22 protein-coding genes are annotated in these 24,136 nt (G+C 37.6%); 2 read left to right on the top strand and 20 right to left on the bottom strand.

Annotated elements, in window-relative coordinates; genetic code table 11:
- Positions 1-15: 15 nt before the first annotated feature.
- From P9E47_RS00675 to hpf, 12 genes are all read right to left on the bottom strand, one after another.
- Positions 16-1,209, bottom strand: coding sequence for a PDZ domain-containing protein (locus P9E47_RS00675; protein WP_326162247.1), 1,194 nt, complete (start codon positions 1,207-1,209; stop codon positions 16-18).
- 205 nt (positions 1,210-1,414) lie between these two features.
- Complete coding sequence (locus P9E47_RS00670) at positions 1,415-2,854, bottom strand: S41 family peptidase (protein WP_039957152.1); 1,440 nt, start codon at positions 2,852-2,854, stop codon at positions 1,415-1,417.
- Between the two features lie 254 nt (positions 2,855-3,108).
- Complete coding sequence (locus P9E47_RS00665) at positions 3,109-4,239, bottom strand: Ger(x)C family spore germination protein (protein ID WP_326162354.1); 1,131 nt, start codon at positions 4,237-4,239, stop codon at positions 3,109-3,111.
- A 31-nt stretch (positions 4,240-4,270) separates the two neighbouring features.
- Complete coding sequence (locus P9E47_RS00660) at positions 4,271-5,746, bottom strand: spore germination protein (RefSeq protein ID WP_003330739.1); 1,476 nt, start codon at positions 5,744-5,746, stop codon at positions 4,271-4,273.
- Positions 5,736-6,836: a GerAB/ArcD/ProY family transporter gene (locus P9E47_RS00655; RefSeq protein WP_003330738.1), complete on the bottom strand. Its 1,101-nt coding sequence runs from the start codon at positions 6,834-6,836 to the stop codon at positions 5,736-5,738. Before P9E47_RS00655 ends, P9E47_RS00660 begins: the two co-directional genes overlap by 11 nt.
- Before the next feature lie 417 nt (positions 6,837-7,253).
- A complete protein-coding gene (locus P9E47_RS00650; protein ID WP_003330735.1) occupies positions 7,254-8,474 on the bottom strand; it encodes a murein hydrolase activator EnvC family protein in 1,221 nt (406 codons plus the stop codon).
- A 70-nt stretch (positions 8,475-8,544) separates the two neighbouring features.
- The gene (ftsX, locus tag P9E47_RS00645; protein WP_326162246.1) at positions 8,545-9,441 is read right to left on the bottom strand and encodes a permease-like cell division protein FtsX; all 897 of its coding nucleotides are present in this window, start codon (positions 9,439-9,441) and stop codon (positions 8,545-8,547) included.
- The gene (gene ftsE, locus P9E47_RS00640; RefSeq protein WP_003330733.1) at positions 9,431-10,117 is read right to left on the bottom strand and encodes a cell division ATP-binding protein FtsE; all 687 of its coding nucleotides are present in this window, start codon (positions 10,115-10,117) and stop codon (positions 9,431-9,433) included. The genes ftsX and ftsE overlap by 11 nt, the downstream gene beginning before the upstream one ends.
- A 381-nt stretch (positions 10,118-10,498) precedes the next feature.
- Positions 10,499-10,855: a cytochrome c551 gene (gene cccB / locus P9E47_RS00635; protein WP_003330732.1), complete on the bottom strand. Its 357-nt coding sequence runs from the start codon at positions 10,853-10,855 to the stop codon at positions 10,499-10,501.
- Between the two features lie 312 nt (positions 10,856-11,167).
- Positions 11,168-12,269 (bottom strand): peptide chain release factor 2 gene (prfB, locus tag P9E47_RS00630; protein WP_157382088.1). Its coding sequence is split into 2 segments (ribosomal slippage): positions 11,168-12,196 and positions 12,198-12,269, totalling 1,101 coding nucleotides; the frame shifts between segments, so codons are not numbered across the junction.
- 123 nt (positions 12,270-12,392) lie between these two features.
- Entirely contained in the window at positions 12,393-14,909 is a 2,517-nt protein-coding gene (gene secA, locus P9E47_RS00625) for a preprotein translocase subunit SecA (RefSeq protein ID WP_003330730.1), read from the bottom strand.
- A 281-nt stretch (positions 14,910-15,190) separates the two neighbouring features.
- A complete protein-coding gene (hpf, locus tag P9E47_RS00620; RefSeq protein WP_003330729.1) occupies positions 15,191-15,742 on the bottom strand; it encodes a ribosome hibernation-promoting factor, HPF/YfiA family in 552 nt (183 codons plus the stop codon).
- Between the two features lie 253 nt (positions 15,743-15,995).
- Here hpf and P9E47_RS00615 point away from each other — a divergent pair, with 253 nt between their 5' ends.
- Entirely contained in the window at positions 15,996-16,562 is a 567-nt protein-coding gene (locus P9E47_RS00615) for a Uma2 family endonuclease (RefSeq protein WP_326162245.1), read from the top strand.
- Positions 16,563-16,603: 41 nt separating this feature from the next.
- Here the strand turns inward: P9E47_RS00615 and P9E47_RS00610 are convergent, their stop codons facing one another.
- From P9E47_RS00610 to flaG, 4 genes are read right to left on the bottom strand one after another with little or no spacing between them, the layout of a single operon-like run.
- On the bottom strand, positions 16,604-16,957 hold the full coding sequence (locus P9E47_RS00610; RefSeq protein ID WP_326162244.1) for a flagellar protein FliT: 354 nt from the start codon (positions 16,955-16,957) through the stop codon (positions 16,604-16,606).
- The gene (gene fliS / locus P9E47_RS00605; RefSeq protein WP_035192696.1) at positions 16,957-17,355 is read right to left on the bottom strand and encodes a flagellar export chaperone FliS; all 399 of its coding nucleotides are present in this window, start codon (positions 17,353-17,355) and stop codon (positions 16,957-16,959) included. Before fliS ends, P9E47_RS00610 begins: the two co-directional genes overlap by 1 nt.
- A gap of 24 nt (positions 17,356-17,379) precedes the next feature.
- Entirely contained in the window at positions 17,380-19,491 is a 2,112-nt protein-coding gene (gene fliD, locus P9E47_RS00600; RefSeq protein WP_003330725.1) for a flagellar filament capping protein FliD, read from the bottom strand.
- Between the two features lie 15 nt (positions 19,492-19,506).
- Entirely contained in the window at positions 19,507-19,878 is a 372-nt protein-coding gene (flaG, locus tag P9E47_RS00595; RefSeq protein WP_003330724.1) for a flagellar protein FlaG, read from the bottom strand.
- A 234-nt stretch (positions 19,879-20,112) separates the two neighbouring features.
- Here flaG and P9E47_RS00590 point away from each other — a divergent pair, with 234 nt between their 5' ends.
- Positions 20,113-20,298: a hypothetical protein gene (locus P9E47_RS00590; protein ID WP_003330723.1), complete on the top strand. Its 186-nt coding sequence runs from the start codon at positions 20,113-20,115 to the stop codon at positions 20,296-20,298.
- 118 nt (positions 20,299-20,416) lie between these two features.
- On the opposite strand, the gene P9E47_RS00585 is transcribed toward P9E47_RS00590, so the two are convergent.
- From P9E47_RS00585 to P9E47_RS00570, 4 genes are all read right to left on the bottom strand, one after another.
- Positions 20,417-21,262, bottom strand: coding sequence for a flagellin N-terminal helical domain-containing protein (locus P9E47_RS00585; RefSeq protein ID WP_326162243.1), 846 nt, complete (start codon positions 21,260-21,262; stop codon positions 20,417-20,419).
- Between the two features lie 710 nt (positions 21,263-21,972).
- Complete coding sequence (locus P9E47_RS00580; protein ID WP_326162353.1) at positions 21,973-22,485, bottom strand: AIPR family protein; 513 nt, start codon at positions 22,483-22,485, stop codon at positions 21,973-21,975.
- A gap of 189 nt (positions 22,486-22,674) precedes the next feature.
- Positions 22,675-22,956 carry a hypothetical protein gene (locus tag P9E47_RS00575; RefSeq protein WP_003330718.1) on the bottom strand — a complete coding sequence of 94 codons (282 nt, stop codon included), beginning with the start codon at positions 22,954-22,956 and terminating at the stop codon, positions 22,675-22,677.
- A gap of 784 nt (positions 22,957-23,740) precedes the next feature.
- A complete protein-coding gene (locus P9E47_RS00570; protein ID WP_003330717.1) occupies positions 23,741-24,130 on the bottom strand; it encodes a VOC family protein in 390 nt (129 codons plus the stop codon).
- Between the last annotated feature and the right edge of the window lie 6 nt (positions 24,131-24,136).

Here is a 24,136-nt window from a genome sequence, read left to right as displayed (position 1 = left end):
GAAAAATAACAACACCTATACTGCCTCATTTGTCCATTGTTTTCCATCATGCACGAACAGAATTCCGAGTTCATGATGCTCACCGTCGTATAGTGCTCTTTGCGCAAAACGAACTTCACCGTTATAGTCCAACACCTCGAGCTTACAATAGGCACGATTCACTTGTAATGCTTCGTAAAATTCTTTTTCACTCCGAACTTTGTTGCCATTTACTTTTATAATGATTTCTCCTAATTTAAGTCCCATTTTTTCAGCTGGGGAATTGGGGATCACATCTAGGATCACCATGCCTTTTTCATTGGTTGCGAAGAATGATACTTTATCATCATCTAACATTTTCTGCCTTACCGTGATATATTCACGACCGACCATCGCCACTACAGCCGCAGCAATCGCCAAGACTGGGAGCCAATAAGCTCCAACCGTTAAAGCTGCCACGACAACTGCCAATAGCAGAACCCTTCTGCCCGTCTGCTGAATGGCAACCTTAGGCAGTGAAGCCTGTACCGCCTGATGGAAACCGACTCCAAATGGCACGACTAGTAGAGAAAAAGTCATAAACGGCGTTTGAAGAACCGGCCACCATTCAAATGTCGAGGTGAGCGCATCCCCTGGGATCAATAAAAGCACAGGGACCATCCACATTTTTTTTGCCTCATGGGCACCGATTTGCTTCCCGCGTTTACTTTTGAGCAACTTAGGTGACGTATGGACATGTCCTTTTCTTAAAATTAGCAAGCCTTCTGCAAAAATCAAAACCGAAAGCAAAATCGCCATTACCAGAACCGGACTGTTTGTTACATCTTTTATTAAATTAGAAACTAGTAAATTATTAAACGACAGACTAGGTAGGAATAAGGATATGATAATCGAAAGTCCTAATACAATCGCTGGTGAAAGCAAGCGAGGTTGCATAGCTAGTGCAAAAAGAATAGTTAAAGATGATGCAATAACTATAAACCCTAGCGGAAGCACTGCCCCGATCGCAATCATCACAGCAGAAACGCAAACGCCTGCAAGAATTCCAGACAAAGTCAACTCCGTCCACTCAAGATTAAAAGGATAAATGCGAACATTGAAATCCTTTCTCTCTCTTTTAATGCGGCGAAAGCCTAGAAATAATGCAACTAGTAATAATATATATGTAGCCGGATTAAGGAAAAACCGTCCAATCCCAAACAATAGCTCCAACAGCCATGCTTCTACCATAAAGCACCATCCTTTGTTAACCAAGCCAAAAACTGAGCCAGAGGGTCGGGAACTGTGTCCCATAATTATAGCGTAATGAATAGTTTCCATTTTGTCCATATGGAAATGAATGTAAGCCAGCGGATTTTATCTATAAATAAAAAAATATACCCGTATTCATATACGGATATATTCAACAAAGATTCCCTGACTCCTGCCAGTTTTATTATTTATAAAGCATTTTGATTGCTGTTTGAAGCTGGATGTCGTTTTTCTCATCTCGAACTTCTTCGATGATTTTTTCTTGAAGCTTTTGTGCTGTATCCTTATCAATTTGACCGGAGGCTGAAATTCCGTTTGCCTTTTGGAAGGCTTGAACAGCAACCTCTGTTTGCTTGCTGAAGTAACCATCATGGCGTCCCGGTTCAAAGCCAAGGCCTTTCAACATTAATTGCGCGCTCTTCACTTGTTCATTATTTTGATCAAAGGCAAGTGGTTGCTCTTCAATTTGAATCGGGCTTGAATAGAAATAATCCGGTTGCTTCATTTCAACTGTTGGTTCAACACCTTTTTTGTGAATCCAATTGCCATCCGGTGTTAACCATTTAAACAATGTCAGCTTAATATTACTGCCGTCACCAAGTGGAACAGCCTGCTGCACAGTCCCTTTTCCGAATGAAGTTTCACCAATGATGTCGTAGCCGCCCGCTTCTTTTAAACCACCAGCTAAAATTTCAGAGGCAGAAGCACTCCCTTTATCAATTAAAACTGTAATTGGATAGTTTTTCTTTTCTTTTAAAGATGAGAAAAAACGTTCCTTTTCACCGTTTCGATTTTCAATTTGCACATATGGCTTTTTATCCGTCACGAAGAGCTTTAAAATATCTTCCACGCTTTGTAGATAACCACCTGGGTTGCCACGAACGTCAATGACTAATCCGGCAATTTTTTGACTTTCAAGGTCCTTTAGTTGAGTTGCAAAGTCTTTCGCTGTGTCTTCTGAAAAACTTGTAATTTCAATATAACCAACTTTGTTTCCTTTATAGTCTTTCACTGAACTGTACACAGTTTCAATTGGAATTTCGTCTCTTGTCACTTCAATTTTTAAAGTACCAGTAACACCTGGTCGCTCAACCTCAAGGATGGCTTTTGAACCTTTTTCACCACGGATTTTCAAAACCGCTTCGTACAGATCAAGGCCTGCTAAGCTTTTACCATCAACACTGAGAATAAAGTCATTGGGCTTCAGTCCGGCTTTTTCAGCAGGAGAATCTTTAAATGGCGCTACAATCGTAACCTTGCCATCCGTCATACTTACTTCTGCCCCGATTCCTTCAAACGAAGAATCCAATGACTGTTCAAATTGGCCGGCTGTTTCTTTATCCATATAAACGGAATATGGGTCCTGAAGCGTGTTGACCATACCAGAAATGGCTCCTTCAACAAGCTTATCCCGTTTAACCTCTTCCACATAGCTTCCCGAAATCAGCTCCAACGCCTGCTTGATTTTAGCTAAATCCTCTTCTGTACTTTTATCCCCCTTAGCAAACACACTGCCCGGATGGGGGGTTCCATTGATGCCATTTAGTAAAAAATAAGAAATCCCCGCGCCAACAATAAGTGAGAATGCCATTAACACAAATACTATTCTTTTTCGAAATATCATACCACTCACCCCAATATCTATCTCTAAAATATTTTAACATATATCTGCTTGGACAGGAAAAGGCATCTCACCCAATCAGTGCGATGCCTTTCAAGTGTCCCTATAACTATATGACAAGCTTGTACGAATTATGAATTTTTTAGTGGATCACATTTCACTGTTTAATTACAATTAAAAGCTTAAAAAAGCACTTTTTGTGCTTTAACTTTTATGCATTATAATTTTAACATAAAGAAATCAAAAACAACATAATCTTACTCGAGTGTTGGATTTCTTCTTTGTTTTTCGCCATTGATTAGTTTTACATGGGTGAATATTTCAATACTATCCTCCGTCAACGGAATTTTTCCGTTATGTTCAATAGCTTGCCATTCTTTAATATCTTTGCGATAAAGCACCTCAGATAAACGGTAAAGGTCCAAGTTATTCTTTAACCCGGTTAGAAAAGTTTGGTGTATTTGAGATTTTAATAATTTCTCTATTTCTCTTTCGATTTTATTAAGTCTTTCTTTTTGAACGATTTCCCTTAATTTTGCAAGAACTTCGATAGTAATTTTAAAGTGGATTTTCTCGTTCTTGATGAATAACTTCTTCTTTATTCTTATATTGTCAATTATAACATTAATATCTGATAAATCATTGTGAAGACGTAAATTTTCACGGGTTATGTCTTCATTCATCCATTTTAATCCTTCGACCTCTTCAATAGTAAAGGTTTCTTTTAAAGCACTATCCGTAATAAAACTAACTCCAATGACTTCAATCGTTTTGATCTGTTTTTTGTCAGTCTCCCATGTATGATTTTGGGATAGCCCTACATAAGGAATTGCTACTACATGGGGTGGTTCATTTAATCCAATTAATAATTCCCTTAAGCTTATTGGACGAATTAATGAACTTTGCCTATAAGTAGCTTTAGGGTCACTCAGCCGCGAAAGAGCGGTTGACATTTCCAAAGGTGGAAGTGCTGTTAAAAGTTGGAATAGCGGTTCTTTTGTCGAATACATCAATATTCTGTATCGAGTTTCTCGATACCTGTCAAACATATCAACTGTTGCTTTTAGTCCATCCTTTTTTTTTAATAGCTTTTCAGAAAAAACTATAAAGGATAAATGCCCCCAAAATATATGACGTTGTGAAGAACGGTAGGCATCAAAAATCGCTTCATTAATTGTTTCTCCCGTGCCACGACCAACGACAACCTTTGTATCTGTCTCTCCACCAGATGCTTCAGATTTTGCTAATAGGGAAGGATTAACAATTTGCAAGTAAACATTATATTTACCATCTTCGTAGTCTACACCTAACCCATGAACATAAATCATTCTCTCCGGTTCATTCGTATCCCAGCAACCAGCAAGTGTGAGGTTAATCAAAAGAAAAATTGAGAAAAAAATAATTTTTTTTTAAAATGATTCATGAGGAGCCTCCTTGGTTTGTTTCATCATTCGGTTTTACTGCGCTTGGACGTTTAGTATTTATGTGTGCAGGCATTTTTAGGATAGATTTAATGGCATTTTTTAAGCTTAGTCGACTTGCGACTTGCAGGTAAGGAACATCAAATGATTGAATTCGCGCAATAATAATCCCAAAAAAGTAAATAGATGCAAATAAACCTAAAAAGCCAAATAGGGATGCAATAATGACGGTTAGAAAACGCATTAATGAAGCAATACCTACGAGTGTCTGATTGACTAAAGTAAAGGTCGCAATTGTGGAACCAGCGATGATAACGAGCATAGCAGGACTCGTTAATCCTGCTCTAATTGCTGCATCACCTATAATCAATCCACCAATAACGCTAAAGGTTTGACCAATAGATAGAGGCAGTCTCATACCAGCTTCTCTAAACACCTCAAACAATGACAGCATTAGAAAAGCCTCCATTGCACTCGGAAGAGGGACGCCCTTTCTAGCTTCAATGATGGTTGCTAATAGAGTAAAAGGAATCTGATTTTGATGGAACGTTGTCAAAGCAACCCAAAATCCTGGAAGCAGAATCGCTGCAGAAAGCGCAATAACTCTTATTATTCTTTCAAAGGCATTATATAAGTAATGGGTCTCGCTATCTTCCGCAGTTTTTAGTAAAAAGAATAAAGTGACCGGAGTTAAAAGCGCATAGGCAACGCCATCAATTAAAATAACAAACCGCCCACTTAATAACGCTTGAACAGCAAAGTCTGGACGCCCGGTGTAACTATAGCGCGGGAAGATAACATAAGGATTCTCATTTAATAATTCTCCTAATTGAGCTCCACTATATAATCCATCAATATCGATATCATTTATTTTTGAGCGAATTTGTTTAAGAATATTTTGGTTAGCAATATCTTTCATATAAAGAAGAAACACTCTTGTTTTCGTTCGTTTCCCAATTTTAAATTGTTCACTAATAAATGACGTTGTCGGTAATCTTTTTCGAATTAATGCATGATTAACAATAATATCTTCAATAAAATTATCACGTGGACCTCTAAAGCTTATTTCCAAAGATGTTTCTTCTGGTTTACGCTGAGGCTTATTTGAAATATCTACAGAATAAAGCATGTTAATCGCTTTAAAATACATCAGCAGTTTACCAGAAAAAATTTCATTTTCTGCTTTTTCTATACTTTCAACAGAACGTAATGAAGGGAGTTGTAGTTTATTGGTCAAATTATTATTTAGTTCATCTGATGATTTGAAATATTCTTCAAGTCGTAAAAGAATAGTTTTATAAAATATTTCATTATCGATTAAACCTGAACAATAAATAAGAGTGACGTCATGTTGATTGAATTGCAAAGTGGAAAAGACAACATCTGAGCATTGTTCAAATGTTTCTTTTAACTTTTGTTCATTCATAATAGGCATTTCTTTCTTGTTTTTTGTGGAATACCGCTTAAATCTCATTAGATTTCCCTCTTTTCTGCCTTGAATAGATGATTGTAAGAATACAAATTATTATTGAAGAGCAAAAGAAAAACCAAAACGAAATCGGTAAAATGTAAGTCCTTAACAAGTAAGTAAACTGAAAATCAGTAATTGGTACCATTACAGCTGCACCCGCTACAATTGATAGGAAAAGCAAAATTATGTTTTTTTTTCGATCGTCTTTTATTTGTAGTGCCTCTTTTATAATAAACAGTAGTAAAGAAATACGAATAAAAATGCCTGACAACCACTGATAAATGGATAAGAAATCAACATGTTCAATATACGTGCCGATAGAGACTAACCCCCACTGTTCGTAGGGTGGAAACCTTTGTTTCTTGGCCTCAATTGGTCCAAATTCTATAATAGACCCTATTAGTGGTCCGAGTGTTAATAGAATCAGTAAAATAAGGGTGATAAAAAAATGTCGGAACCGAAGCGGCTCATTGATTTTATGCTGCAATAATAAAAAGAAGAAAATTTCAATAACTCCTGAGGCTTGATAAATAATTCCTTCAAAAACCGGGCGATATCCATGCTCTAGAATCGGTAGAAGTAAAGAATAATCTTTATATTGAAAGTTAGCGATACTTACAAAAAAACCAAATATTATTATAAACAATAAGAGGAAGACATTAATCGTATTCATTATTCGAAAGCTTGAACTTGCTAGGAACCAGCATAATATAATTAAAATTAGACTTACTAATACCTGAGGTGTTTCCGGTAAATAGGCAATCGTTGTCCAGGTAATGGTTTCTCGCAATGCAACTGCTGCTAAAAAAACAAAGTATGTAATAATAATAAAGAGGAAGACATTTGTCACTTTCGTACCGAGTACTTCTGCCATCAGTTTGAATAAGGAAAATTGAAAAGTCTTTTTATGAATATACATCAGCAATGGTATCCACATAAGGATTAATACTATTGTGAGAAGCACACTTAACCATGCATCCCTCCCTGAAGTATATAGTAAGGGGGAGATCACAAAAACATGCGTTTTTATACCTATTGCTGTTACTAATAGAAGAACAATATGAAGCGGCGAAACAGTATCAAATTTTTGCATCTAATTTCACCTTTTTGAATTGATTTTTACTGGTATTTTCTTATAAAAATGTATTTATTATACATCATATTTTTAAAAAGTATTAGAAACTAGAAGTAACATAATAAATTATGGGCGGCCCTTTTTATGAATAAGCCTACCATGACAAAAATGGTAATTAGAAGTACGATTGTATTTTTACGGTAAAATAAAAAAGAGTAATAGAGTAATAATGAAATAACCTGTTAAGAGGTGATTAAATGAAGCAACCAATAGGAGTTCAAATTGAAGGTGCTATATATCGACGTTTGTTCATGAAAACACATTATAAAAGAGCACATCATTATCTACCTCTAGATGTCGACAAGATGTGCTCGTTTTATACATTTGTTTGTATGTTTATTTGGTTTTTAAGAACTTTTTTGTCGCTCAACAACACTAGAAATTAATATACTTCCGTGGGTCTACTGAGTTAGACTTTGATGCATTCCATGAGCCTTCATGAATTTCAAAGTGCAAGTGGGCCCCATAGGATCGGCCTGTATTCCCCATGTATCCTAATATGTCACCCTTACTCACGGTTGCACCTTCAGAAACTTTACGGCTTTCCATGTGCGCATAAACGGTAGTGTACATTTTTCCGTTAATATTATGAGATACAAAGACACAATTTCCATACGAAGATGAATAATAAGAACGGAAGACAATACCGTCTGCTGCTGCAACAATCGGTACATCTGACCCCCGTTTACCAATATCAATACCAGCATGAAGCTTGCCCCAGCGTGAGCCGTAATTTGACGTTACCGGACCGTTCGCTGGTCTACTAAATGAACCGTCACTAATAGGTGGCTTTTCTCCCCTTTTCTTCGCTTCCTCAATACGGCGCTGCTGCTCCTGCCACTGTGCCAGCAATTTCTTATAGGATGCTTCTTGTTTACGAAGAATTTCATCTTGTTCAGCAAGGTCCAGTAGTTCTTCTTCAATTTGTTGTTCTTTTTCCTTCAATTCAGCCATTAATTTTTCCTTTTGGCCTTTTTGTGAAAGAAGCGTTTGCTGATCGGACTTAAGCTCTTTTTGTTTTTGTTCCAAGCCAGCAAGTTCTGCCTGCTCATCAGCCTTCAGCTGTTCAAGCATTTGTTGGTCATTCACATGTGCTTGTAAAATATCTTTATCCTGCTGGACAATAACCGTCACCGCATTGACCCGATCAAGAAAGTCACCAAAGCTTTTGGCTCCAAGCAACACATCTAAATAACTAACAACACCGCCGCTTTCTTGAACAGAACGAACTCTCGTTTTCAATGCCTCATCCCGTTTTTTTATTTTAATTTCAAGTTCTTTTATTTGAGCACCCAGTTTTTCAATTTCAGCTTTTGACGTCTTTATTTCCCCTTCTTTTTTTCGAATCTTTTCAGAGGTTTCCGCAACAGCCAAATCTATTCTTTTTATCTCAGCATTGACCTGAGCTTGGTCCCGCTCAATTTGATTAATTTCACTCTTCTTTTCCTTCGAATCCTGATGCAATTCAACACGTTTGCCATGCACTTCGTTGATCTTACTCTTAAGTTGTTGGTTGGCAGATGCGTGATCGCTAAAAAAAGTGTAGCCACTTAAAGCGACCGTTACTGATAAAACTATTGAAAAAACCTTCCGCACTTCGCTTCCACCTTTCCCTGCTTGTTTCTATTTCTGTAGGCTTGTCCACTACGAATCAAAATCTATCAATTTATGCTTTTAAAAACTTCCGCACTGACATTAAGCTGCCCCAAACACCAATAAAGGCCCCGATTGATATAAGAATGAGCGCAATCTGAAACGCAAAAGGACTAAACGGCAGCAATTGAATGAAGAAAGCATCGTCAATCTTTGGCTCAATCGTTTTATATAGGTAACTATAGCCTATTAATATCAGCACAATCGGAATAATCGAACCCATAATCCCGAGGAGCAGTCCTTCGATGAAATGCGGCCAGCGGATAAATGAATTAGTTGCCCCAACAAGCCTCATAATTTCAATTTCCCGTTTTCTCGCCATAATTGTGATTTTAATAGTATTTGAGATTAGGAACATCGCTGTAAAGACCAGACCGATAATTAAACCGAGACCGATATTTCTGGCGATATTGACAAATTTAAATAATTTTTCAACTGTTCCTTGACCATAATTGACTCGTTCGACGTTCTCAAATTTCTCGATTTTTTTAGCAACGTCCGGCGTCATTTGCGGATCTTTTGTTTTTACAACAAAAACGTCACGCAGTGGATTTTCATCTTTTAATGATTCGAACGCTTTACCTTCCTCACCAAAGCTAATAATAATTTCCTCTAACTCTTTTTCCTTTGGCGAAAAAGTAATGGTATCCACTTGGGCTATTTTTTTGATCCGCTGCTCGAGTTCTTTAATTTGTGCATCATTCGCAACAAGGTCAATGTGAACTCTTATTTCAACATCCTTTTCAACAGTTGTTGCAAAGTTATTTAAATTCATCATGATGACTAGAAAAATTCCTACTAAAAGCAACGTAACCGTTACCGCACTCACAGAGGCAAAAGTCATCCAGCCATTTCTACCAATATTTTTGGTGCCTTCTCTAAGATGTCGAACCAGTGTATTAGCTGTCATAGCCGTAATCACCCCTGTTTTCGTCTCTTACAATCCGTCCGCCCTCGATTGCAATAACGCGCTTTCGAATCTTATTCACAATTTCTCGGTTATGAGTCGCCATGACAACCGTCGTTCCACGGTTGTTAATCTCTTCGAAAATTTCCATGATACCCCAAGATGAATCAGGATCCAGGTTTCCGGTAGGCTCGTCCGCAATCACGATTTTCGGATAATTGACGATCGACCTTGCAATCGAAACACGCTGTTGCTCCCCACCTGAAAGCTCGGACGGAATAAAACGCGCTTTATGCTTTAATTTTACAAGGTCAAGAACCTCAAGAACGCGGCGCTTAATATTGCGCGGATGCTCCTCAATTACCTCAAGCGCAAACGCCACATTTTCGAAAACCGTCAGCTTTGGCAAAAGCTTGAAATCCTGGAACACAACGCCGATATTCCTTCTTAACAGCGGCACTTTGCTCGACCTTAATTTCGAAAGATTAATCCCGTTGATCATAATCGTGCCTTTTGTCGGCTTCTCTTCACGATACATCATTTTTATAAATGTCGATTTCCCGGCGCCACTCGGGCCGACCACATAGACAAATTCACCTTGTTTAATCTGAACATTGATCCCGTTCACGGCCAATACCCCATTCGGATATTGCTTATAAACGTCTTCCATTTCTATCATTTCAATCACACCTAATTAAAGTCTATTTACAGCCCTATGCTATTTTCATTTATGTTGTTATAGTTCAAGTCTTATGTTGTTTGGAAAAATATAGATAAGGGCTGCATGCATGTGGTAAAGTGGAGCTTGTTGTTTGTTATAAGCCATTGTCGACGTTTCAAATTCAGTTCAAAGGAAAAACGCCATGAAATGCTATTTCATGACACACTATTTTATTATACCACCGTTATTCGCTATTTTGAGGCAAAATTTTATTAAAATTATGTTTCAAACTGAATGAATTTTCGACAAATGTGGATTTAAGCGAAGGTAAAGGTTTGTTTCAATTTTTAGCGATAAAAAAAGAGCCTCTTATATAGAAGCCCTTCTCACTGAAAATAATTACTTATGAGTTGCTAACCACTCAGCAACAGCTTTAGCGTCGTCGCCTTGTAGTAATCCAGCCGGCATTGCACCTTGTCCGTTAGTAATAACGCCTTCGATACCAGCAGCATCTAATTTGCTTCCTACTTTAGTTAAGTCAGGACCTACGCCGCCTTCAAGATTTTGACCATGACAGCTTGCACAGCTTTGTGCGAACAATCCCTCAGCTGCTGCATTATCTGCTGCAGGAGCTGCAGTTTGGTCGCCATTTCCAGCGTTGTTGTCAGCTGGCTCTTTAGCAGTGTCGCCACCGCCGCCACATGCACCAAGAATAAGTGCAGAACCCATGAATAATGCTAATAACTTTTTCTTCATTGGTAATCCCCCTTTGTGTATTTGGTGATTTTTGTCAAGCGTACCATAAGTATGTACACTTCCCTATTATAAACAATTTTCGACACTTGTAAAACCCTCTACAATAGGTTTATGAAGCATCCCTTACAAGAAAAACCTGAAAATGTGACAACTTTTCGAACAAACTCTTATAAAGCTAATGGCGGCTAATCCGTGGCTCCGCGGCATTGTAGGATTACAGGAATTAGTATTTGCAATTGGTTCCTAGTATATCCATAGTGGTGAAATATTTTTTATAAAAACTTTTTTGATAAGTTTCCTTTGAATTTAAAATTAACTTAATCTGGATCTTAGATAAGCATCGATGAATGGATCAATTTCGCCATCCACGACAGCTTGTGTATTACCAATTTCCACGTTTGTGCGGTGGTCTTTAACCAATGAATAGGGGTGGAAAACATAAGAACGGATTTGGCTTCCCCAACCGATTTCTTTTTGCTCCCCACGAATTTCATCAAGTTCGGCTTGCTGCTCTTCAATTTTTTTCTGATAGAGCTTTGCTTTTAACATTTTCATTGCTTGTTCACGGTTTTTAATCTGTGAACGTTCTGATTGACATGTCACGACGATACCAGTTGGTAGGTGGGTGATTCGAACCGCAGAATCGGTTGTATTGATGTGCTGACCACCGGCACCTGTTGAACGGTACGTATCAATTTTTAAATCAGCATCGCGAACTTCAATTTCGATTTCCTCATTAAATTCAGGCATAACATCGCAGGAAACAAACGATGTATGACGGCGGCCGGATGCGTCAAACGGTGAAATTCGAACGAGACGATGCACGCCTTTTTCAGCCTTCAAGTAGCCATACGCATTGTGGCCTTTAATAAGCAATGTCACGCTTTTAATACCCGCTTCATCACCAGCAAGATAGTCAAGCGTTTCAACCTTAAAGCCTTTCTTTTCAGCCCAGCGCGTGTACATGCGAAGAAGCAAAGAACCCCAATCTTGTGACTCAGTTCCGCCCGCACCGGGATGCAGCTCAAGAATTGCATTGTTCTTATCATATGGCTCACTTAGTAAAAGCTGAAGCTCAAACTGACTCACACTTTCAGAAAGTGTTTTTATTTCTTTCTCAAGTTCCTTTTGAAGATCTTCATCATACTCTTCCTTCAAAAGCTCATGTGTTACTTCAAGATTGTCGAAGCTTTCATTTAAAGCTGTATATTCACCGACAATGTCTTTCAAGGCATTTGTCTCATTGATAACCTGCTGGGCAGCCTGTTGGTCATCCCAAAAGTTCGGCATCGACATCATTTCATCAAGCTCAGCAATCCTCTTTTCCTTCTCTTCGAGGTCAAAGGGACCCCCTAAAGCCAGCTAATACTTTAGCAATTTTATCAAGTTCCTGTCTTACTTCTACTAATTCCATTAACACAATCACCTCTTAAAAGATTTAATTAATTTATTCTATCCTATGTTATGAACTCAAAAGCTCTCTCCACATGCGATAGAGAGAGCGAATAAATGTAGCAATAGCGCAGTTCACTATACCTTACTGATTCCCATGACAATGTTTATATTTCTTACCGCTGCCACATGGGCATGGGTCGTTGCGGTTAATGTCTTGGCGTTTCACGTAGGGCTTTTTCTTTGTTTCGCCTTCGCTGCTGCTTTCTGGCTTGACTGCTTGGCCTTCCGCTACTTTTTGACGCTCTAGGTTGCTGCGGATTTGAGCTTTCATAATGTACTTCGCAACATCCTCTTCAATGGATGCAATCATAGCTTCAAACATCGCAAAGCCTTCCATTTGGTATTCGCGCAACGGATCGATTTGTCCGTAGGCACGTAAATGAATACCTTGACGGAGTTGGTCCATAGCGTCGATATGATCCATCCATTTAGAGTCAACGGAGCGAAGCACAATAACTTTTTCAAACTCACGCATTTGTTCAGGTGAAAGCTCTGCTTCTTTTTCATCATAATCCACTTTCACACGCTCAAGGATAATGTCAACAACCTCTTCAGGTTCTTTACCAGTAATGTCAGCTACCGTTAAGTTGCCTTCATCTAACAGATTACCCTCAACATACGTAATGATGCCTTTATAATCCCATTCTTCCGGTAAGGCATCCTTCGGCATATGGGCATCAATATTGCGCTCAACTGTTGAACGAATCATTCTTTCAACAACTTCTCTTAAATTCTCGGCATCTAAAACATCAAAACGCTGCTTATAGATGACATCACGCTGCTGGCGTAAAACATCGTCATATTGCAGCAATGTTTTACGAGCATCAAAGTTATTGCCTTCAACCCGTTTTTGCGCAGATTCAACCGCTTTTGTTACAAGCTTACTTTCAATTGGTTGATCATCATCCATACCAAGGCGGTCCATCATTGCTTTCATGTTATCTGAACCGAAGCGGCGCATTAACTCATCTTCCATTGATAAATAAAATTGCGTAATACCAGGGTCTCCTTGACGACCAGAACGTCCACGAAGCTGATTATCGATACGACGGCTTTCATGACGCTCCGTACCAATAACCGCTAAACCACCAAGCTCGAGCACACCTTCACCAAGCTTAATGTCCGTACCACGACCAGCCATGTTAGTCGCAATTGTAACGGCCCCTAGTTGACCTGCATTTTCAATGATTTCCGCTTCTCTTTCATGGTTCTTCGCATTCAAAACATGATGACGAATTCCTTTTTTCTTCAACAGACCTGAAATTAATTCAGATGTATCAACGTTTACTGTACCAACTAGAACAGGCTGTCCTGTTTGATGGCGTGCGGCAATATCCTCAACAACCGCATTAAACTTCCCTGCCATCGTTTTATAAATTAAATCGGGACGGTCATTACGGGCAATCGGTCTGTTCGTTGGAACGACAATAACATTCATATTGTAAATATTACGGAATTCCTCTTCCTCTGTTTTTGCCGTACCCGTCATCCCAGAAAGCTTTTCATACATCCGGAAATAGTTCTGGAACGTGGTTGTTGCAAGCGTCATGCTTTCATTTTGAATCTTCAAGCCCTCTTTAGCTTCAATTGCTTGGTGCAAGCCTTCGCTATAGCGGCGACCCTTCATCAAACGACCAGTAAATTGGTCAACGATGACAACTTCTTCATCTTGAACAACATAATCCTCATCACGATGCATACTCACATGGGCTTTTAAAGCCTGGTCAATATGGTGAACAAGTTGAACATTGGCAAGGTCAAATAAATTTTCAATCTTAAACGCGCGTTCAGCTTTTTCCATACCTTCCTCGGTCAGCTGCACACCTTTTGTTTTTACATCATATGTGTAGTCCTCATCCAACTTCAATGTCCGGACAAATGTATCAGCAGTAATATAAAGTGAGGCTGATTTTTTCGCAGTGCCAGATATAATAAGCGGTGTACGTGCTTCGTCAATTAAAATCGAGTCAGTCTCGTCAATGATCGCATAATGAAGCGAACGTTGAACCATCTGCTCTTTGTAAAGCACCATGTTATCGCGCAAATAATCAAAGCCAAACTCATTGTTTGTACCATATGTAATATCTGCTCGATAAGCTTCTTGTTTTTCCTCTTGTGTAAGGCTATTTAAGTTCAAACCTACTGTAAGGCCAAGAAATTCATGAAGCTTGCCCATTTCCATAGCGTCACGGCGTGCCAAATATTCGTTGACAGTTACAATGTGGACCCCTTTACCAGTTAGCGCATTTAAGTAAGCAGGCATTGTTGAAACTAGCGTTTTACCTTCACCGGTTTTCATCTCAGAAATATTACCTTCATGTAGGGAAATCGCCCCGATCAACTGCACTGGATATGGTCGCATACCTAAAACACGAACAGAACCTTCACGGACAACCGCAAAAGCCTCTGGTAAAAGATCATCCAATGACTCACCTTTTTGATAACGGGCCTTAAACTCTTCCGTTTTCGCACGAAGCTGGTCATCTGACAACTTTTGAATATCTGGTTCAAGTGCTTCAATTTGATCTGCTATTTTTTGATAACGATTTAAATAGCGTTGATTTGAATCCCCAAAAACCTTCTTTAACATTCCAAGCATATCTGTTTTACGCTCCTCTATAATCAATTCATTACGGAAATCGCCTATTGCCGGCACACTCCGATGTGTTTGAAAATATGAAAAAACTGAAAATAAAAGCAAAATTCTATGTAATGGACTTCCCTTAAAAAATGAAGAGTCCTACCCTCTATATTAACATTGAATCGAAAAGTATTACAACCGGTGGGTATTGTGGAATGATAGTAGAATTTGTTAGAAATGGGTGAATCAAAAAGCGCAGCCAAAGTTGACTGCGCCTAAGAGATTCAAAATTAACTCCATTATTGAGCTTCAATTAAACCGTATTTGCCATCATTACGACGGTAAACAACGTTTGTGCTATTTGTCTCAGCGTTCACGAATACGAAGAAGTTATGACCTAACATATTCATTTGAAGAATTGCTTCCTCAGAATCCATAGGTTTTAGGTCAAAGCGCTTATTACGAACTACTTCGAAATCTTCGTCGCCATGGTCTTCCTGTCCGTTTGCATTAACAGTTTCAGCAAATCCATATCTTGGAGACTCTTCAGCCTGACGAAGCTTACGGTTTACTTTTGTCTTATGTTTGCGGATTTGACGCTCTAGCTTGTTTACTACAAGGTCAGCAGCTGCATACATATCAACATGACTTTCCTCTGCACGAAGCAAAAGATTTGTCATAGGAATCGTAACCTCTATTTTTTGCTCGTTATTATATACACTTAAATTTACATTCACATCTGAAGTTGGCTTTTGCTCAAAATACTTTTCAAGCTTTCCAATTTTCTTCTCCACATATTCTCTGATTGCTGGAGTAACTGTGATGTTTTCTCCCCGAATGTTGAATTTCATAAGGGTACCCCTCCTTGATTTGTGCTATGATATTATATTTCTATTTTACCCTATCCAATTCCTGCTGAAACAGTAAAAATGTTAAACTTTTTTGTAAAATATGGAGGAAATGTGACACGGCGAATTTTGCAGAAATTTATGTTGACAAAAAAACATTGCCGTAAAGCCTTTTTGCTCGGCTAGATATCAATTACCAATTCTCTTAAAAAATATTGTATACTAATTACAAAAACCTAAGAAGGATATGAGTGCAATGTCGAGTAAAAAAATGAAAGTTACGGAAGAACTGCATCCATATGATTACCAAGAGGAACGGTATGAATTAATAGAAGGAATCCGCTATGAAATGCAAGCAGCACCGATGATTAGACACCAACAACTAGTCACTTATTTTTGGAAATGTTTCGAAGATCTTTGTGCTCCTGAAGGTCTTGTGCTTACCGCACCAATCGACGTCAAGTTCGATGAGGAAAACAAATTCCAGCCTGATGTCGTTTATATTACGAATGAAAACCTTCATATCGTGACAGAAAAAAAGATTATTGGAGCCCCTGACATCATCATTGAAATACTCTCACCTAGTACAAGCTACAATGACAAAATCCGCAAAAAAAGAGTATACGAGCGATTGGGTGTAAAAGAATATTGGATTGTCGACCCCATTCATTTATACGTTGACCAATTTGTTCTTACTGATAAAAAATACACCCTAGCCAACACATACGGATACAAGGATGTTGTCCGGTCAGAACTACTCTCCTGTATAAAAATTGACCTTGAAACTATTTTTAGTAAGTTGTTAGTGTTTGATAAGGATTAAACGGAAAACGGGGACTAAAACTTGTCCCCGTTTTTTTATCTTTAATTTCTTTTATCAAAAAACATCCCGTCCATTGAAAGAGATTCATATGGATTCGAATACAATGTCGATTTTGCTCTTTTAACTTTTAACTCTTTAATATCCATTTTGATGTCAGAAAAAATTTTTTGAAGTTGGCTGTCAATGACCTGATTAAGTTGGACCATTTGCTGTCCTAGTTTATTTTCTTCCTCGTTAAAAGGAGGTTGAAGCCGCATATCCAAAAGGTTTTGGCGATCTTCAAGGAGTTTATTAATTCGTTCGATTTGCTCTTCACGATTATCCTTTGATTCTTGCTTTTGAACCTCACGGTAAAGTGCTTCTGTTATCTGGTACAGCTCTTGTATTACACTCACTATACTTGTCCACCAACTGCATATTTTTGCTGACGGCTAATACGGATAACTTCCTTCCACGTATCGCGGAACTCAACAACATAGCCTTCTACTTCATTTAGAATTGCAATATCACTTTTTGTATTGGCCTCAATTAAACGACGCTTCATGTAATCATACATTTGCATCATATTTTTTCCTACTTCATAGTCCGTGTTCAATGTAACCATTAATTCAGTAATAATATTTTGTGCCTTTACTAGATTCATATGTTTTGTCTCTACATCTTTATTTTCAATCGCTATTTTAGCTTGTTTGATAAACTTTAAGCAGCCATTATAAAGCATTAACGTTAAGTCCCCAGGGGATGCTGTATTCACTGCGTTGTTTTGGTACGTTTGATATGGATTTACTGACATATCATCATTCACTCCTAGTAAAAATTAATTGCCTCCGCTAAATTGCTGCATCAGGTACGACGACTGAGAATTCGCACGTTGAATCGCTTTTTCCATTGCTGTGAATTGACGCCAGTAACGGTCTTCGATTTGTTTCAGGCGGTCCTCAAAATGATCAATTTGATCATCAACACTTTTTAAGCTTTTTCCTATCGTAAATTGCTCATTAGTAGAAAAAGCGTTACCAGCTCTTGCCTTCAATTTATCCATCGTTCCATTCACAGATTCATAAAGTCGGTGGATGATTCCTTTCTCGCTTTCTACGGAAGAATCCCCTCCGCTTCTAAATAACGCCTCCACAGCTTCAGGATTATTATTAATCGCTTCCTTCAATTTTGCTTCATTAATCTCAAGCTTACCACCCTCTAAATAGTTGGCAGTGGTAGTAATTCCGATAGAAGCTAGTTGCCTATATAGCGGGTCTGTTTGGTTATTTGAAACTGGTGAATAAAAGTCTTGTCGCATAGAAGATAAGGCACCTGTTAAAATCGAGTCTCGACGCAACAAACCGCTTTTTGCTTTTTCTTCCCATTGCTCCTGCTGTTTATCACTCAACTGTTCACGCTGATCATCTGTTAACGGCGTATAACTTCGATATCTTTCTTCTGAAACTTTCTTATTTATCTTATCAATTAGCTCATTATATTTATCAACAAATGCCTTAATATTGTCGAAGACGGTGTTGCTGTCATTGTTAATAGCCAAAGTGGCTGTTTCCCCAGGTCCTTCCTTTTTAAGGGTAATGGTGACACCGTTCATGTCGAAGGTGTTGGACGAGCGGCTCGTTGTAAGACCGTTGATTGTAAATTCGGCGTTTGTTCCTTTCTGTTTCTTTGCACCATTATTAGTAATGTCATCATCATTTAATAATAATGAACTACCCAAGCTCCCTGAGACAGTCATATCATCTTCTGACGTTCCACCAAAGTTACCTGTCTCTTTTCTCATTAGTGAAATTTTATCTGATGCAGAATCATATAACATGGACACACCAGCATTAGATGCATTTACTCTATTAATGACCTGATTCAAAGTTTCAGAAGACTGAATCAAGAAATTCTCTTTTACTTCCCCTTTTGACGTTTGGGATGTAACGGAGAAATCTGTGTAGTTTTGAGTATACGTAACCTTTATTGTTGTTCCACTTGTCTGTTTATTATTAAAATGGATAGTACCTTTTTCATTATCAAATGTTCCCAAAACTTCATTATCGTTTTCACTATTAATAATATTTCCATTTGTATCAACCGAATAGCTTATACCGCCAATTTCCAGTTTGAACTGTATATCATTTTCATCAACTACACCATCATTATTTACATCCGACTTGATATTAATATTAGTCTTCGAAAGTTGAAAAGTTGTAGCATCAGCATCTAATGTAGTTTCTTCTACCTTTTTATCTGTGACATAATCAACTTTTACAATAGCTCCTTCTTTAATTGTGGTACCAAATTCTAAATTCCCCGTCTCATCAATCTTCACCTGATTTTTACTGACTTTGGGGTCTGTATCCAATTCCGCCACTACTTCATATGCAACCCCGTTGACTTTTACAGACATCGATGAAATACTATCAGTCAGGATCTTTACCCCGCTTTTTTCCAAGTCGAGATTTAAACCCGATGTTCCTCCATTGCCAGTTAAAGTTTTGCTTTCGACAGAACCTTGTTTCCAAGATATATTAGATGCAAAATTAGTTGTTTGTGAATCAAGTGATTTACTAGCGTCTATTTTGGGTCCACTATCCCCAGTAACTTTACCACTCACCCGATAGGCAGCAGTAGCTAGTTGAGTTACATTTGAAATCGTATAAGACCCCCTCGAAGCCGCACTTGAAGCCGTAGCCGTTGCCAGCGCTTCATTGGATGAAGTCACCGACCGTGCCCGATATTTCGTTGTCAGTTTCATTTGCGTTAATTCCGTACGGAAATCTAGAAGCGATGTATTCATTGAGCGATAATCATCCCGCTGCCATTCTAATGTTTGCTTCTTCTGTTTCAGCTTATCAAGCGGCATTCGTTCTGCCTTCATTAAGTTTTTTACAATTGAATCAATATCCATGCCACTGGCAAGACCACCAATTCGCATATTCATTTAATGCACACCACCTTAAATTTTTCGATCGACAACAAGTCCTAAGAAGTCCTTCATGGCCGCATACATATCTAACATTTTCTTAGATGGAATTTCACGAATGACTTCTTTTGTTTTTTCGTCGACAATTTGTACGTAGTACTCTTTCAATTCCTCATGCATTGTAAACTTTAATGTAGTATTAGTAGGCATTAAAAATTGATTCATACTTTTCACAATCTCTTCTAGTTTATCTTTGCTGACACTATCAGTTATCTCTTTTGGTTGCTCCTGATGTTTTGCTTTAACTTCAATGTTTTCCTTATTAATTTCGGGAGATGCCTTTTCTATAGTTTGACTTTTAATTTGCGAAGGAAAACTATGGGTTGACACATTGCTAATTTCCATTTTAAATTCTCCCTTCAAAGGAAGTTCATATTCTTATAGTTTATATCGGTTCACCCCTACTATCTTTCAAGTATTTGAGAAAGGAATTTTTCTCGTTACAACTGCTGTTAAAAAGTTGTCTTTTTGATATTAATTAGTCGAATTTTTAATATATTCAAGTAAAGGAATTTTTGGTAATATTCAAATTAGGTACTAAACTACTTTTTTGTCATGCGCAAAAGAAAGGAGCACAATATGAGCTTTAATATTGGGGGGCTTCCTGTTAACGGAATTATTGCGGATATTGTAAAAAGCAACAGAGAGGCAAATGAACAAGCGTTGAACCAAATGGTGCGGGAAGCAAAAAACGACCCTACAAAGACACTACGTGAAATCCAACAGCCATCACCTTTCAGTCAGTTTTTGGATATAAAAATATAATTTATTAACTATTATTGAAAACATGCGGTTAAACAAATACCGGTGTTTTTTATTTTGCACTGAAAATAAAGGACCCAACTCCTCACGAAAGGGTTGGGTGAAGAAGACAGGGAGCTTGCTATGTTAATAATTTTAAAATCATTTGTGATTGCTGGTTCGCTTGTGCAATCATTGCTAGTGCGACTTGAGAAAGTATAGATCTTTTCGTATATTCCATGATCTCTTTGGCCATATCCGCATCACGAATACGTGACTCTGCGGCTTGTAAGTTTTCTTCCGTATTCATTAGATTGGAGATTGTAAAATCCAAGCGGTTTTGATAGGCGCCGAGTTTAGAACGTTCTGATGAAACCTTTTTAATTGCACCGTCTAGACGTTCCAATGCCGATGTTGCTTTTTCATGTGTAGAAACATCTATGTAATTTTCACTGTTCGGGTCCTTACTTAACCCCAATGAATCTAAACCCATATCGTTAATTTCGATCAACATAGTTTGACCAGCATTCGCTCCGATTTGCAATGAAAACTTCGATTTTCGATCACTTTCTTTATTTTTCAATAAAGGTCGCGTATTAAATTCAGTTGTTTCACTAATATGTTGAATTCCATCCAGTAGTTGATTAATTTCATTTTGAATGGCTTCACGATCAGAAGCTGTATTTGTGTCATTTGCAGCTTGCACTGTCAGTTCCCTAACCCGCTGCAAAATCGCATCGGTCTCCCCCAAAGCGCCTTCAGCAGTTTGAATAAGCGAAATACCATCTTGTGCATTCCGTGCTGCTTGATTCAACCCCCGAATTTGCGCTCTCATTTTTTCTGAAATTGCCAATCCAGCCGCATCATCTGCAGCACGGTTAATTCTTAACCCAGAAGATAACCGCTCCAATGCACGTTGTTGCAAGCTTTGATGTTTCATATAGTTATAGTATGCCGTCAATGCGATTGGATTATGATTAATACGCATAAAGATACACCCTTACCTAGGTTATTAACTCAATCTGATTTCCATCCTTTTCCTTTTTATCGGCATGTAAGAAGTTTTATTAAGTTTACAATGAATCTTCAAACCCTCTTTAATCGTAAAATTTAGTGGGGAGTTTGATCGCAATGTTAATAACAAGTAAAAAGCTTTATATAAATGGTTTGGCGTATGCCTTGGTACTTGGCAAGAAATTTTATACACAAAGAGGAACATTTTTAATTATTCCAATTCACCTTATGGTTTCAATTTTATACTTTATTACAGATTTCATATTTAAATTAAAACATTCTGCAAGATCATTTATTTCTTGATTTTCACCCGAAAATCGATGAGTTCCATTAGTCATAATTCATCACCGACAGCAAAGAATTAGAAAATATTTCTGCGTTCAAGGGAATATACTGAATAATTGTGATGGGGTTTCAAAATCAACTTGTTCATATAAATCGGGGGGTGAATAATAGGAGAAATTCTTCAAACAGTTCCTAATGACATCTGTCCAAATTGGTCATAATCCGGATGGTTCACATTCAAATTCCATCAACACCTTTCAAGATTACATTGGTCCTATAGTCCTACAGTAGATTATAATTCGACAAATTAAAAAGAACAGGCATACCCGTGAACTAACCGACTTACCAGGGCGGTGCCTGTCACCCAGAACCCAGATGGCATGGTTTCTGGAAACCTTTTTATTTGTTCTCTATTATTTCAAGTTTTTTTAATTCTAACAATAAATCCTCCCGTCTAAAGGTTGCCGACAATCGTCTTAATTCAATTTTTTCATATCCATCCGGATATAACCTATTTAAGGATTTTATTAGTAATTCATTTCCTTGCTGAAAAAGTTGTTTCTTGTTGTTTTCGAAATAATCCTTAACTTCACCAAATGTAACATGCGTTAATTCTCTATACTCTTTGTTCGTTTCTTTTAAAATCAATTTACCAATAAGCATCGCTAAAAAGTATGTGCTATATGGCAAATGCGGGTATTGTTGTACAAGATTTTGTTGCTTTCGTAACCGATCACAATAGCGATAAATTCTTACTGCCATCACAAGTTGAGCACCATTTACATTATTAAACGCCTCATCGTAGAATCTACCAAATAACTCATTTTTCCTAAATTTATTACAAACCATTGTAATACCATTATTAAAAAAGTAAAAATCCCCTTGTTTTTCACTTAATAGCGTTTCTCTAATACTTTCATTTACTCTACTTTTTTCAGCCCTAAAAATTGCCTTACATTTTTCTCTAGTAGTCCATTCCCATGACGGTCCATTAACTCGGCAATTTCATTTACATTAATCTTTCCAATTAACACTCGTTTAAAATTCCCTTGCCTGCAAATCGTATTGAGTCCCTAATTGGCTTCGAGGCGCGTAAATCCCTCACAATAGCGTCATGTTTGTAATGTTCAAAACAACTTGATCACTAGAGAAACCAGAATTGTCGATTTGTTCCTGCCCTTGAGTATTCCAAGCTAATCCATTACTTAGACAGACACATTTAATAAATGGTATGTAGCCTTCAGACATCAATGAACGAATTTCTGCCACTTTCGTCTTTAAGGTTTCATTTAAGGTCATTTCTTTTGACGGATCAAAAATGGAGCGAATGCTACCGATCAATCGAACTAATGCATTCTCTGGAAAATGAGCATCTGTTGTCAATTTCCGACGATATTTCGCCTGAAAAATGGTTACAGTAAACTAGAAATTATCCGCATCCGATATATGAAGTGCATCAACTCCTGCATCATTTGCACCTTCCGTAAGCAACTCAGCAGCTTCAGATATATCCATTTTTAAATAAGAAGAAACCCCTAGTAATACAAATGCTTTGGATATTCTTCTCTCATCATCAAGATTCGTACCAAACCACTCATGATTATCATCAACGATTTTACGAACCCGCTGATCAACTATTTATTTATGAAGGTCCAAATTGTTCACCCACAATCTATTAGATCTTATACTAAATATCATACAAATGGATTACTTCTTAAACCTTTCGCTAAAAAGAATAACCATGTAGAAAAAAACGACAAATTTCGAGTAGCATAGTGACAAATCTATTATCCCCTCAAATTTTCACAGCAAGCTAGTCCAAACTTCAATGCTAATTGGGTTAGCTCATAGTAAGACCATTGTTTCACTTATAGATTTCATCATCATAGGTTTCGCCTTAGATGGTTTATCCTAGTCCTTGAACCTTCTCTACTCTCTCGAGACAGGAGCTTAGTTGTTAATTGCCCAATCTTTTCTTTTTTTTCAAACCATCACGCTTGTCGTTTCCAACTACGTTACGGCAAGAAAAGCTCTAAGGAGTTACTAGCAATTCACATGGAGTGGATTCGCATTAATAATATGCCATACTTATGTTCTTCAATTCTACAAACCTAGACATTTTTCGAGCAGTGACAGAAGCGAATATTCATCCCATCACCTAGTCTTTCTACTCTTCAATTAATTCAATTAGCATTTGTGTACGTAAATAAAGAAAGGCAATTTTTCGTTTATTAAACGCCACAGCTTCAATTGGTTCAACCACTAAAAGAGCTCCCTCGTTTGTTAAAAATTTAATCGCAGCATCAAGATTTTCAGTAGTAAAACATTGATGATACATTCGAATTCCCTTTTTCAAATAATTATTGATAGGTGATTCTTCATCAATAGCCTCTAACAACTCTATACGAAACTCTCCATTAACCATAAATACACCTTTAATTTTTTGATTAACGTCTTCAAATATAGATGATTCTTGGACATAGTTTAACATTTTATGTGCTTTTATTTCTTTATCAAGATTTTTGCATGCTAACCCAATATGATGAAATTTAAACATTTTATC

This window comes from Schinkia azotoformans (assembly GCF_035811335.1).
Lineage (GTDB): Bacteria > Bacillota > Bacilli > Bacillales > Bacillaceae_J > Schinkia > Schinkia azotoformans.
The sequence above is the reverse complement of the archived record's forward strand: the minus strand, read 5'-3'. Positions and strand labels throughout refer to the sequence as shown.

Bases quoted from the DNA above. Each gene is read 5' to 3' on its own strand.
- P9E47_RS00675 (WP_326162247.1), bottom strand. From the start codon at position 1,209: ATGGTAGAAGCATGGCTGTTGGAGCTATTGTTTGGGATTGGACGGTTT.
- P9E47_RS00670 (WP_039957152.1), bottom strand. From the start codon at position 2,854: ATGATATTTCGAAAAAGAATAGTATTTGTGTTAATGGCATTCTCACTT.
- P9E47_RS00660 (WP_003330739.1), bottom strand. From the start codon at position 5,746: ATGAGATTTAAGCGGTATTCCACAAAAAACAAGAAAGAAATGCCTATT.
- P9E47_RS00655 (WP_003330738.1), bottom strand. From the start codon at position 6,836: ATGCAAAAATTTGATACTGTTTCGCCGCTTCATATTGTTCTTCTATTA.
- ftsX (WP_326162246.1), bottom strand. From the start codon at position 9,441: ATGACAGCTAATACACTGGTTCGACATCTTAGAGAAGGCACCAAAAAT.
- ftsE (WP_003330733.1), bottom strand. From the start codon at position 10,117: ATGATAGAAATGGAAGACGTTTATAAGCAATATCCGAATGGGGTATTG.
- cccB (WP_003330732.1), bottom strand. From the start codon at position 10,855: ATGAAGAAAAAGTTATTAGCATTATTCATGGGTTCTGCACTTATTCTT.
- secA (WP_003330730.1), bottom strand. From the start codon at position 14,909: ATGCTTGGAATGTTAAAGAAGGTTTTTGGGGATTCAAATCAACGCTAT.
- hpf (WP_003330729.1), bottom strand. From the start codon at position 15,742: ATGAAATTCAACATTCGGGGAGAAAACATCACAGTTACTCCAGCAATC.
- P9E47_RS00615 (WP_326162245.1), top strand. From the start codon at position 15,996: ATGTCGAGTAAAAAAATGAAAGTTACGGAAGAACTGCATCCATATGAT.
- fliS (WP_035192696.1), bottom strand. From the start codon at position 17,355: ATGTCAGTAAATCCATATCAAACGTACCAAAACAACGCAGTGAATACA.
- fliD (WP_003330725.1), bottom strand. From the start codon at position 19,491: ATGAATATGCGAATTGGTGGTCTTGCCAGTGGCATGGATATTGATTCA.
- flaG (WP_003330724.1), bottom strand. From the start codon at position 19,878: ATGGAAATTAGCAATGTGTCAACCCATAGTTTTCCTTCGCAAATTAAA.
- P9E47_RS00590 (WP_003330723.1), top strand. From the start codon at position 20,113: ATGAGCTTTAATATTGGGGGGCTTCCTGTTAACGGAATTATTGCGGAT.
- P9E47_RS00585 (WP_326162243.1), bottom strand. From the start codon at position 21,262: ATGCGTATTAATCATAATCCAATCGCATTGACGGCATACTATAACTAT.
- P9E47_RS00570 (WP_003330717.1), bottom strand. From the start codon at position 24,130: ATGTTTAAATTTCATCATATTGGGTTAGCATGCAAAAATCTTGATAAA.